Below are 11,101 nucleotides of genomic sequence, written 5' to 3'. Positions count from 1 at the left end.
CCGCCGGTCAACGCATAGGTGACGTCGGTGACGCGTTCCAGGAAATACCGGTCGTGAGTGACGACGATCAGCGTGCCGGGCCAACCGTCCAGGTAGTCCTCGATGACCGTCAACGTGTCGATGTCGAGGTCGTTGGTTGGCTCGTCGAGCAGCAGCACGTTCGGCTCGTCGAGCACCAGCCGCAGAAACTGCAGCCGGCGGCGTTCACCGCCGGACAGGTCTTCGAGCCGCGCGGTCAGCTTGTCCCCGGTGAATCCGAAGTCCTTCAACAATGTGTCGGCGGTGATTTCGCGCCCGCCCGCCAATTGGGTGACGCGGCGGCTGTTTTCGACCGCGTCCAACACCCGATTGGCCCCACTGAGTTCGGCCAACGCCTGGCTCAGATAGCCGATCTTCAGCGTTGTGCCCCGCTTGATGGTGCCTGCGGCGGGCGACAGCTCGCCCGTCAACAGCCGCAGCACCGACGTCTTACCCGTGCCGTTGACGCCGACCAATCCGATGCGGACGCCTGGCCCGATCGACCAGTCGAGGCCGTCGAGGATCACGCGCGGTGGGTCGCCCACCTCCAGCCGGACCCGGTGCAGATCGAACACATCCTTGCCCAACCGGTTCATCGCAAACTGTTGCAGCACAAGCGAATCACGCGGAGCCGGCTCATTGGCGATCAGCTCGTTGGCGGCCTGGATCCGGAACTTCGGCTTCGACGTGCGAGCCGGCGGGCCGCGCCGTAGCCAGGCCAGCTCCTTGCGCATCAGGTTGCGGCGGCGCGCTTCGGTGCCGGCTTCGAGCCGCATTCTCTCCGCGCGGGCCAACACGTAGGCGGCGTATCCGCCGTCGTAGGCGTCGATTGTGCCGCCGTGCACCTCCCATGTCCTGGTGCAGACGGCGTCGAGGAACCACCGGTCGTGACTGACCACGACCAGCGCCTTGGCCGGCTGCGCTGTCAAGTGGCCGGCGAGCCAGCCGATCACTTCCACGTCGAGGTGGTTGGTCGGCTCGTCTAACACGAGCATGTCGTGACCGGCGAGCAGCACGTGCGCCAGCGCCACCCTGCGGCGCTCACCGCCGCTGAGCCCGCCGACGTCCGTGTCGAGGTCCACACCCGACAGCAGGTGCTCGACCACCTCGCGCGTATCCGGCTCGGCGGCCCACACATGATCTGGCCGTCCGCCGACGATCACATCCCTGACGGTGGCGCCATGGAGTTCGTCGCCCTGGCGCAGATAACCCACCGACAGACCCGAAGTGTGCGTGACCCTGCCCGAGTCGGGCTCGCGGGTGCCGGTCAGGACCTGGAGCAGCGTGGTCTTGCCGTCGCCGTTCCGGCCGACCACGCCGATCGCGTCACCCTCGTCGATGCCAAGGCTGACCGCGTCGAGAAGGGTACGGGTGCCATAGCCGACGGTCGCGCGCTCGACGTTGATCAGGTTCGCCATCAGCCGCGATGATAGGTGCCCGCCGTGCCATGATGGTCGGCGGCAGTCGGGGGACTGACAGCTTAAGGGGAGTGTGGGTGGTGGACCTGTCGGCGTTTACCAGGCCGGTTGGCCGGCTGGTGGCCACCGCGCAAAACGGACTGGAAGTGCTGCGTTACGGCGGCCTTGAGACCGGCTCGGTGCCCTCGCCGTTCCAGCTCATCCAGAGCGTGCCGATGTACCGGCTGAGGCGGTACTTCCCGCCCGACGCCCGGCCAGGCACCAAACCTCCCGGGCCGCCCGTGCTGATGGTGCACCCGATGATGATGTCGGCCGACATGTGGGACGTGACTCGCGACGATGGCGCGGTCGGCATTCTGCACAGGGCCGGCATCGATCCGTGGGTCATCGACTTCGGCTCACCCGACAAGGTCGAAGGCGGCATGCAGCGCAACCTCGCCGACCACGTCGTCGCGCTGAGCGAAGCCATCGACACCGTCAAGGAAGTCACCGGGCTCGACATCCATCTGGCCGGCTATTCGCAGGGCGGAATGTTCGCCTACCAGACCGCGGCATACCGCCGGTCGAAGGATCTCGCCAGCATCATCGCGTTCGGCGCGCCCGTCGACACCCTGGCCGCGCTGCCGATGAACCTGCCCGCCGGACTGGCCGCAGGCGCAGCCGATTTCATGGCCGACCACGTCTTCAGCCGCATCGATATCCCCGGCTGGCTGGCACGCGCCGGGTTCCAGATGCTCGACCCGATCAAGACCGCACAGTCGCGGCTGGACTTCCTGCGCCAGCTGCACGACCGCGAGGCCTTGCTGCCCCGCGAACAACAGCGGCGTTTCCTCGCTTCGGAGGGCTGGATCGCCTGGTCAGGTCCCGCGATCTCCGAGCTGCTCAAGCAATTCATCTCGCACAACCGGATGATGACCGGCGGCTTCTCCATTCACGGCGACCTCGTGACGCTCTCTGACATCGACTGCCCGGTGCTGGCGGTCGTCGGTGAGGTCGACGACATCGGGCAGCCAGCGTCGGTGCGCGGAATCAAACGCGCAGCCCCTCAAGCTGATGTGTACGAATACCTCATCCGCGCAGGACATTTCGGCTTGGTCGTCGGGTCAAAAGCGGCCAATCAAACGTGGCCGACGGTGGGGCGCTGGGTCCAGTGGATCGACGGCACCGGCGACATGCCGGATCAGGTCGTCCCGATGGCGTTGCAACCCGCCGAACACGACGAAAGCGGTGTCACGCTGAGCTCGCGGGTGGCGCACGGCACCGCGGCGGCGACGGAGATGGCCTTCACGCTGGCACGGTCGGCGGCCGACGCGCTGGTCGCGGCCAACAAGTCCGCTCGCGCGCTGGCCATCGAGACGTATCGCACCCTGCCGAGGCTGGCGCGGCTCGGCCAGATCAACGACCACACCCGGATCTCGCTCGGCCGGATCATGTCCGAGCAGGCACGCGACCTGCCGAACGGGGAGTGCCTGCTGTTCGACGGGCGCGTACACACCTACGAGGCCGTCGACCGGCGCATCAACAACGTGGTTCGCGGCCTGATCGAGGTCGGCGTACGGCAGGGCGCCCATGTTGGGGTGCTGATGGAGACCCGGCCCAGCGCACTCGTCGCGATCGCCGCGCTGTCGCGGCTCGGCGCGGTGGCGGTGTTGATGCCTCCCGATGTCGATCTGGCGAGCGCCGTCCGGCTTGGCGCGGTGTCGGAGATCATCGCCGACCCCACCCACCTCGCGGCGGCGCAGCAACTCGATATGCGGGTGCTGGTGCTCGGCGGCGGTGAATCCCGCGACATTCAACAGGAAACCGCCGACGTCATCGACATGGAGAAGATCGACCCCGACGTGGTCGATCTGCCCGGCTGGTACCGGCCCAACCCGGGGCTGGCCCGTGACCTGGCCTTCATCGGGTTCAGCACGATCGGTGGCGAGCTGATCGCGCGCCAAATCACCAACTACCGATGGGCGTTGTCGGCGTTCGGTACCGCGTCGGCCGCCAACCTCGGCCGCGGCGACACCGTCTACTGCCTCACTCCGCTGCACCACCAATCCGGCCTGCTGGTCGCACTCGGCGGCGCCGTCGTCGGCGGTTCACGCATCGCCCTGTCCCGGGGTCTGCGCCCGGACCGGTTCCTGCAGGAGATCCGCCAATACGGCGTGACAGTGGTGTCGTATACCTGGGCGATGCTGCGTGACGTCATCGACGATCCGTCGTTCTCGCTCACCGGAAGTCACCCGGTGCGGCTGTTCATCGGCTCCGGTATGCCGACGGGCGTGTGGAAGCGCGTCGTCGACGTCTTCGAGCCGGCCCATGTCCTGGAGTTCTTCGCCACCACCGACGGGCAGGCGGTGCTGGCCAACGTGTCCGGCGCCAAGGTCGGTAGTAAGGGCAGGCCGCTTCCCGGGGGCGGCGAGGTCGAACTGGCCGCCTATGACACCGAGGACAACTTGATCCTCGAAGACGAGCGAGGGTTTGTTCGCAGGGCCGACACCAACGAGGTCGGTGTGCTGCTGGCCCATCCGCGAGGACCCGTCGACCCCACGGCGTCGGTGAAACGCGGCGTGTTCGCCCCGGCCGACACGTGGGTGTCCACCGAGTACCTGTTCCGCCGCGACGAGGACGGCGACTACTGGCTCGTCGACACCCGCGGCGCTGTCATCCATACCGCGCGTGGCCCGGTCTACGCCTCACCCGTCAACGACGCCGTCAGCCGGCTCGGCGCGGTGGATCTGGCCGTCACCTACAGCGTCGACGTCGGAGGCCAGCAGCTGGCCGTCACGGCGCTGGAGTTGCGCCCCGGTGGCAGCATCCCGTCGGCCGACCTGTCCGAGGCGCTGGCCGATCTGCCGGTCGGGAATCTGCCCGACATCGTGCATGTGGTGCCGGAGATGGCGCTGAGCGCCTCGTACCGGCCGCTGGTCGGGCCGCTGCAGGCCGCGGGCATACCCAAGCCGTCGCGTAACGCGTGGTACCTGGATCCCGATACGAATCGGTACAAGCGGCTAACCGTCGCGGTACGAACCGAGATCACCGGTGGGCAGGGCATTAACCCCCGTGCCCAACAGTGACCGTGCCTCGTGGCACGAGCACTGTTAGGCTCCCCGCTGGCGACAGGTCGTCGCCGGGTCGGGCTGTCCGCGCCGCCGTCGCTGGAGGATTGATGACATCGCAGACCGGTAAGAATCAGCACGGCTGGCGTCGCGCCGTTACGGGTATCGCCGCAGGCAGCGCCATGGCCGCCGGCCTTGTGGTGGGCGTTGGCTCGCCGATGGCGATGGCCCAGCCGGAGCCAACCCCGGTGACCGATGCGCCGGCCAATGCGCAGGACGAGGAAGCCGCAGCCCCCGCCCCCATGGGCGACGTGCTGGCCGTCATCGCCCAGGAATACATGACTGGCGCCGGTGGTGGACAGGTCTCCAACTTCGTCAAGGAAGCCCTGCAGCTGCGTGCGCTCGGTTTCCGCCCATCGAAGGGCAACCTCACGGCGCTGCAGGAAGCGTGGGACGATCGCCCGAACCAGGGTCCGCTCGTGGAAGCCCTCAAGGCGACGGTGTCGTATCAGCGCTCGCTGCAAGCGCGGGCTGCCGCGGCAGGCGCGCCTCCTGGAGGGTTCAACGCAGGCATCAACCAGCTTCCGCCGGGACAGACGCCTAACCCGACGGACCCCGACAACACCGGGATTTTCCTCGGTCCGACCGGCGGCATCACGCAGCCGATCGGCTAGCCGTCGTCGTGCTGGACGAAAAGCTGCTGACCATCCTGGTCTGCCCGCAGGATCGCGGGCCGCTCCTATTGGTCGACGACGAGTTCCTCTACAACCCGCGGTTGCGTCGCGCCTATCGCATCGAGGACGGCATTCCGGTGTTGCTGATCGACGAAGCTGTCGCTGTCACCGACGACGCCGAGCATCAACGGATGCTCGACAGGGCAGAGTCTGGTGGCGCGGTTTCCTGACCGCTTCCTCTGGGGCGTCGCCACGGCCGCTCATCAGGTCGAGGGCAACAACATCGCGTGCGACTCCTGGCTTATGGAGCATCTGCCGGACACGGTGTATCGGGAACCCAGCGGGGATGCGGTCGACTTCTACCATCGCTATCCCGACGACATCGCGGTAATAGCGGCCTTGGGCCTCAACGCCTTTCGGTTCGGCGTCGAATGGGCGCGGATCGAACCCGAGAACGGCGAGATCTCCACCGCGGCGCTGGACCACTACTCGCGCGTGGTTGACATATGCCTTGGTCATGGCATCGAACCGGTGCTGACGCTGCACCATTTCACCAGCCCGCAGTGGCTGATTCGGCACAACGGCGGCTGGCGCAACGCCGAGACCGCCCAACGGTTCGCCGACTTTGCGGCGGCGGTGCTGGCCCGTCTGGGGGACCGGGTGACCTGGGTCTGCACGATCAACGAGGCGAACACTCCGGCCCTGCTCACCGCGGGCGGCCTGCTGCCCGAGTCCTGGCGAACGAAGTTGGCGGAGACAAACAGGCTGGCCGCCAAGGCCTTTGGTGTCAGCGAGGATGAGTTCTGTCCGTTCTTTCCGGCGGCCAGCGACGACAAGGCTGTCGAGGTGGTCGGGCAGGCGCACCGTCTGGCTGTCGACAGCGTCCATGCGGTAGCGCCAGGCGCAAAGGTGGGCATCACGCTGGCGCTACAGGAAATCGCCGCCGATCCGGGCGGGGAGGAGACGGCGGAGCTTGCCGATGACTTCGTCAACCGTCGCTACCTACGCGATATGGGTGTGTACGGCGATTTCGTTGGCGTGCAGACGTATACCCGCATTGTGTTCGGCCCGGATGGGGCCAAGCCGCCCACCGGTCGAGTATCGGACAACGGGCTGGAACTGGTGCCGGGCGCGTTGACCGCGACGTGCCGTCAGGCGCAGCAGCTCACCGGGCTGCCGGTGCTGGTCACCGAGCACGGTGTGGATTTCGACGACGCCAACGACGGACTGCGGGCCGGACTGATCGAGGACACGTTGCGTGAGCTGGGGGCCGCCATCGCCGACGGCCTCGACGTTCGCGGGTATCTGCACTGGTCGCTTGTCGACAACTTTGAATGGTTCAACGGCTACCACGGGCACTTCGGCCTGCTTGGCAATGACCGCAGCACGCAGCGACGCTGGATCCGGCCGAGCGCGCTCCGCTACGGGGCGATCGCCCGGGCCAACGGATTCGGTGGGTCAGGTGAGCCCGGGTAGATCGCCGGTGAGGTATCGCTGCAGGTTAGGCGCGATCGTCTGGGCGATCTGCTCCACCGGCAGCGATTTGAAGGGGTCGAGTTCGAGGATGTAGCGAGCCATCACCACGCCCACCAGTTGCGATGCCACGAACTGCACGCGAATTCGCCCGCTGCCGGGCGGGTTGTCGACGCGGGATCCGACCTCGGCGGTGATCACTTCCTGCAGGAACGAACGGATCAGGGTGACATCGCTTCCGGCCAACAGGGACCGCAGTTCGGCGATGAAACCCTTGCCCATTTCGGAGTCCCACAGCGACAACAGGATCGACGGCAGCACGGAGCCGAGCTGTTCGACCGGCACTTCCCGCAGCGGACCGATGACCTGCATCGGGTCGATCGGAATGTGAATCGCCGCGGCAAACAGCTGAGTCTTGGTGCCGAAGTAGTGATGCACCAGTGCGGGGTCGACACCGGCGGCGGCCGCGACGGCGCGAATCGATGTCTTGTCAATGCCGTTGCGGGAGAATAGGTCTCGCGCGCTGGTGAGAATCCGCTCGCGAGTATCCGACGTCCCTGGCGGTCGTCCGGGTTTCTTGCGCTCTGCGTTGGTGGTCAATGGGGTTACGGTGTCCTTCGTCGTAGCGTCGCCGCCGCCAGGCACAGCGCCACCACGGCGAAGCCGATCACCACGGCGATGTCGCGCACCGCGATGAACGTCGGCTCTGGATAGGCGCCGACCTGCTGCAGTGCTTCCAAAGCGTAGCTGGCGGGCAGCACATTGCTGATCCATTGCAGCCAGTCGGGCAGCATGTCGCGCGGGACGATGATGCCGCACAGCAGCAGCTGGGGCGCAATCACGACCGGCATGAACTGCACCGCCTGAAACTCCGTGCGGGCGAACGCGCTACACAACAGGCCGAGGCCGACGCCAAGCACCGCGTTGATGATCGCGATGGTGAACACCAAGATTGGGCTGCCTGCGGTATCCAAACCGAGGAACCAGAACGACACGACGCATGCCAGCGTGGCCTGCGCGGCGGCGGCAATCGAGAAGGCCGTGCCGTATGCGGCCAGCAGGTCAAGGCGGCGCAGTGGCGTGGTCAGGATCCGCTCCAGGGTTCCCGAAACCCGTTCTCGCTGCATCGTTATCGACGTGATCAGAAACATCACAATGAGCGGGAACACGCCGAGCATGATCAGGCATGCGTTGTTGAACGGCGACGGCGCGCCCGGCCGAGACGGGGCGTTCTGGAACATGAAATACAGCAGGGTGATGATCAGGCTCGGTACGACGAGGATCATCGCGACGCTGCGGTGGTCGGCGGCGAGCTGGCGCAGGATTCGCGTGGTGGTGGCGAGGTATGCCTGCGGGCTCAGCCGGCTGCGGCTGCGGTGCTGTGCCGGATGACGGACAGAAACGCTTCCTCCAGTGACTGACATCCTGTGTCCTCTCGTAGCTTCGTGGGCGTGGTGTGCGCGAGGAGGTGACCCTCACGCATGAGCAGCAGGTCACCGCAGTGGTCGGCCTCGTCCATCACGTGGCTTGAAACGAGCAGAGTTGTTCCCCGTCGGGCAATTTCATGGAACTGCTCCCACAGGTCCACTCGCAGCACGGGGTCGAGCCCGACTGTGGGTTCGTCGAGCACCAGCAGATCCGGGCGGGAGACCAGGGCACAGGCCAGCGACACTCGCGTCCGCTGACCGCCGGAAAGGTTGCCGCACAAAGCCGTTCGATGATCTTCCAGGCCAACCGCCACCACCGCTTCGTCGGCGGCTTGGGCGTCGGTGCCGTACAGCGCGCCGAAGTAGCGGACGTTGTCGATGATGCGTAGGTCGTTGTAGATCGTCGGGTCCTGCGTGACGTAGCCGACGCGGTGTCGCAGTTCGGCCGACCCTGCCGGGTGACCCAGCACGGTCACGGTTCCTTCCGCGACGATCTGCGTGCCGACGATGCTGCGCATCAACGTCGTCTTGCCGCAGCCCGACGGACCGAGCAGCCCGGTGATCGTCCCGCGCGCGATCTGCACCGTGATGTCGTCGAGCGCGAGACGCTTTCCGCGGACGACGCGCAGATTCTCGACGTCGATTGCGACCGCGACACCATCGCGCAGTAATTCATCACTCGATGAACTCATCATGCGATGAATAATGCTCCCAGCTGGTAGGCGTGTCAAGGGTCACGGCAGAATCGCTCGGGTGAGTGCTGAGCTGCTGTCCGTAGATCCGCTAATCGCGGCCCGACGGCTGCTCGGCGCGGTGCTGACCGGGCGCGGGGTGAGCGCGATGATCGTCGAGGTCGAGGCCTATGGCGGCCCGGCCGACGGGCCATGGCCTGACGCCGCGTCGCATTCGTTTCGCGGACCCGGCCTACGCAACTCAGTGATGTTCGGTCCGGCGGGCCGGCTCTATACGTACCGAAGCCACGGCATTCACGTGTGTGCCAACGTCGTGTGCGCCACCGACAATGTTGCGGGCGCGGTGCTGCTGAGGGCGGCCGCAATCGAGGCGGGTATCGACGCCGCCCAAGCACGCCGCGGCGACTCGACGCGCCCAGCCGCACTGGCCCGCGGCCCTGGCAATCTCTGCTCGGCACTCGCAATAACCATGGACGACAACGGAATTGATCTGTTCGATCCGAACGGCCCGATCCAACTGACGTTCGGCGAGGTGCACCAGCCCGTCGAGGGTCCCCGCGTCGGCGTGAGCAAGGCCGCCGACCGGCCCTGGCGGTTCTGGCTGGCCGGCCGGCCCGAGGTGTCGCTGTATCGGCGCAGTCCGCGGGCACCCGCGCCCGGCGAAAGCGATTAGTACGGAAGGATCGATGGCATGGGTACGTCGAACGTTCTCGACGAGTTGGAGTGGCGTGGGCTGATTGCACAGTCCACCGACCGGGACGCGCTGGCGGAGGAACTGTCCGCCGGGCCCGTCACGGTCTATTCGGGATTCGATCCGACGGCCCCCAGCCTGCATGCCGGCCATCTGATACCGCTGTTGACGTTGCGTCGCCTTCAGCAGGCGGGGCACCGGCCGATCGTGCTGGCCGGCGGCGCTACCGGCATGATCGGTGACCCCCGCGACACCGGCGAACGCACCTTGAACAACGCTGCGACGGTCGCGGACTGGACGGACCGCATCCGTGGCCAACTCGAGCGCTTCGTGGATTTCGACGATTCGCCGACCGGCGCCGTCGTCGAGAACAACCTCACGTGGACCGGCGAGATGCGGGCGATCGAGTTCCTGCGCGACGTCGGCAAACACTTTTCGGTCAATGTGATGCTCGATCGCGACACGGTGCGGCGCCGGCTGGAGGGCGAGGGCATCTCCTACACGGAGTTCAGCTACATGCTGCTGCAGGCCAACGACTACGTGGAACTGCACCGGCGGTACGGCTGCACGCTGCAGATCGGCGGTTCGGATCAATGGGGCAACATCATCGCCGGGGTGCGACTAGTTCGTCAGATGACGAGCGGCGCGGTGCACGCGTTGACGACTCCGCTGGTCACCGATTCTGAAGGCAAGAAGTTCGGCAAGTCGACGGGTGGTGGCAGCCTCTGGCTGGATCCCGAGATGACCAGCCCGTATGCCTGGTACCAGTACTTCGTCAACACGGCCGACGCCGACGTGATCCGTTACCTGCGGTGGTTCACCTTCCTATCGGCCGACGAGTTGGCCGAACTCGAGAAGGCGACGGCGCAGCGAGCGCACGAGCGGGCCGCGCAGCGCCGGCTGGCCCGCGATCTCACCACGTTGGTCCATGGCGAGGCCGCTACGGCGGCGGTCGAACACGCCAGCCAGGCACTTTTCGGTCGCGGAGAGCTGTCCCAGTTGGACGAGTCGACGCTGGCGGCGGCGCTGCGGGAAGCGGCGGTGGCCGAACTCAAGCCCGGAGGTCCAGACGCCATCACCGACCTGCTTGTGGCCAGCGGCCTGTCGGCCAGCAAAGGAGCTGCCCGCCGCACCATCGCGGAAGGGGGAGTGTCGGTCAACAACGTTCGGATTGAAAGCGAGGAGTGGGTTCCCGCGCCGTCGGACTTCCTGCACGGCCGCTGGCTGGTGCTGCGCCGGGGCAAGCGGAATATCGCTGGAGTCGAGCGCGTTGGGTGAGCTGTCGGAGTCGACGCACGCTTGCGTCCTCGCGATGGAAGCGAAATCGAAAGACACGCCCCATCAGGGGATTTGACTCCGAGTTTTCCCTCACGTAACTTGTTGATTCGTCGTCGCGACGCGGTTAGCACCGCAGAGCGCGACGGCGTCCCAGAGGGAAATCCCACTTCGGTGGGTTCCTGACCGTCCGCACTACGAGTACGCGGCTAAATGCCGCGGGCTGGTTGCGCGGCCGGGCGGGCGTGTTGTTTGAGAACTCAATAGTGTGTTTGGTGGTTTTTGTTTGTTGTTGTTTTTGCCATGCTTCTTTTTCCCGTTTAGGGGTGTGGTTGTTTTTATATGCCAGTTTTGACTGGTTGCTTGGTCAGATTGTTCTGATTCGA

General features: G+C 66.2%; 11 protein-coding genes. 6 read left to right on the top strand and 5 right to left on the bottom strand.

Annotation, left to right across the window (positions count from 1 at the left end; all coding sequences use genetic code 11):
- On the bottom strand, window positions 1–1,436 hold a 1,436-nt coding region (locus VFH65_RS00470; RefSeq protein WP_353319150.1), incomplete at its 3' end, for an ABC-F family ATP-binding cassette domain-containing protein.
- An 80-nt stretch (window positions 1,437–1,516) separates the two neighbouring features.
- Between VFH65_RS00470 and VFH65_RS00465 the strand changes: the two genes are divergently transcribed.
- The 4 genes from VFH65_RS00465 to VFH65_RS00450 all read left to right on the top strand — a co-directional run bounded on the left by VFH65_RS00465 (window position 1,517) and on the right by VFH65_RS00450 (window position 6,633).
- Entirely contained in the window at window positions 1,517–4,501 is a 2,985-nt protein-coding gene (locus tag VFH65_RS00465; RefSeq protein WP_353319151.1) for an acyl-CoA synthetase, read from the top strand.
- Between the two features lie 92 nt (window positions 4,502–4,593).
- Window positions 4,594–5,157, top strand: coding sequence for a hypothetical protein (locus VFH65_RS00460; protein WP_353319149.1), 564 nt, complete (start codon window positions 4,594–4,596; stop codon window positions 5,155–5,157).
- 8 nt (window positions 5,158–5,165) lie between these two features.
- The gene (locus VFH65_RS00455) at window positions 5,166–5,387 is read left to right on the top strand and encodes a Trm112 family protein (protein WP_353319148.1); all 222 of its coding nucleotides are present in this window, start codon (window positions 5,166–5,168) and stop codon (window positions 5,385–5,387) included.
- Window positions 5,371–6,633 (top strand): glycoside hydrolase family 1 protein, encoded by a 1,263-nt coding sequence (locus tag VFH65_RS00450; RefSeq protein WP_353319147.1) that lies wholly within the window; start codon window positions 5,371–5,373, stop codon window positions 6,631–6,633. The genes VFH65_RS00455 and VFH65_RS00450 overlap by 17 nt, the downstream gene beginning before the upstream one ends.
- Here VFH65_RS00450 and VFH65_RS00445 read toward each other — a convergent pair.
- The 3 genes from VFH65_RS00445 to VFH65_RS00435 are packed head-to-tail and all read right to left on the bottom strand — an operon-like array spanning window position 6,616 to window position 8,752.
- Window positions 6,616–7,230: a TetR family transcriptional regulator gene (locus tag VFH65_RS00445; RefSeq protein ID WP_353319146.1), complete on the bottom strand. Its 615-nt coding sequence runs from the start codon at window positions 7,228–7,230 to the stop codon at window positions 6,616–6,618. The genes VFH65_RS00450 and VFH65_RS00445 overlap by 18 nt on opposite strands.
- Before the next feature lie 5 nt (window positions 7,231–7,235).
- Window positions 7,236–8,054, bottom strand: a complete 819-nt coding sequence (locus VFH65_RS00440) for an ABC transporter permease (protein ID WP_353319145.1) — start codon at window positions 8,052–8,054, stop codon at window positions 7,236–7,238.
- Complete coding sequence (locus tag VFH65_RS00435; protein ID WP_353319144.1) at window positions 7,988–8,752, bottom strand: ABC transporter ATP-binding protein; 765 nt, start codon at window positions 8,750–8,752, stop codon at window positions 7,988–7,990. Before VFH65_RS00435 ends, VFH65_RS00440 begins: the two co-directional genes overlap by 67 nt.
- A 10-nt stretch (window positions 8,753–8,762) precedes the next feature.
- On the opposite strand from VFH65_RS00435, the gene VFH65_RS00430 reads away from it, so the two are divergent.
- Both VFH65_RS00430 and tyrS read left to right on the top strand, forming a co-directional pair.
- Window positions 8,763–9,422 carry a DNA-3-methyladenine glycosylase gene (locus VFH65_RS00430; protein ID WP_353319143.1) on the top strand — a complete coding sequence of 220 codons (660 nt, stop codon included), beginning with the start codon at window positions 8,763–8,765 and terminating at the stop codon, window positions 9,420–9,422.
- Window positions 9,423–9,440: 18 nt separating this feature from the next.
- Window positions 9,441–10,718 (top strand): tyrosine--tRNA ligase, encoded by a 1,278-nt coding sequence (gene tyrS / locus VFH65_RS00425; RefSeq protein ID WP_353319142.1) that lies wholly within the window; start codon window positions 9,441–9,443, stop codon window positions 10,716–10,718.
- Between the two features lie 192 nt (window positions 10,719–10,910).
- Here tyrS and VFH65_RS00420 read toward each other — a convergent pair.
- Window positions 10,911–11,101 (bottom strand): hypothetical protein (locus tag VFH65_RS00420; RefSeq protein WP_353319141.1); only part of this gene is annotated, 191 nt, incomplete at its 5' end.

This window comes from Mycobacterium sp., assembly GCF_035697385.1.
Classification (GTDB): domain Bacteria; phylum Actinomycetota; class Actinomycetes; order Mycobacteriales; family Mycobacteriaceae; genus Mycobacterium.
The sequence above is the reverse complement of the archived record's forward strand: the minus strand, read 5'-3'. Positions and strand labels throughout refer to the sequence as shown.

Bases quoted from the DNA above. Each gene is read 5' to 3' on its own strand.
- VFH65_RS00460 (WP_353319149.1), top strand. From the start codon at position 4,594: ATGACATCGCAGACCGGTAAGAATCAGCACGGCTGGCGTCGCGCCGTT.
- VFH65_RS00440 (WP_353319145.1), bottom strand. From the start codon at position 8,054: ATGTCAGTCACTGGAGGAAGCGTTTCTGTCCGTCATCCGGCACAGCAC.
- VFH65_RS00435 (WP_353319144.1), bottom strand. From the start codon at position 8,752: ATGATGAGTTCATCGAGTGATGAATTACTGCGCGATGGTGTCGCGGTC.
- VFH65_RS00430 (WP_353319143.1), top strand. From the start codon at position 8,763: ATGCTCCCAGCTGGTAGGCGTGTCAAGGGTCACGGCAGAATCGCTCGG.
- tyrS (WP_353319142.1), top strand. From the start codon at position 9,441: ATGGGTACGTCGAACGTTCTCGACGAGTTGGAGTGGCGTGGGCTGATT.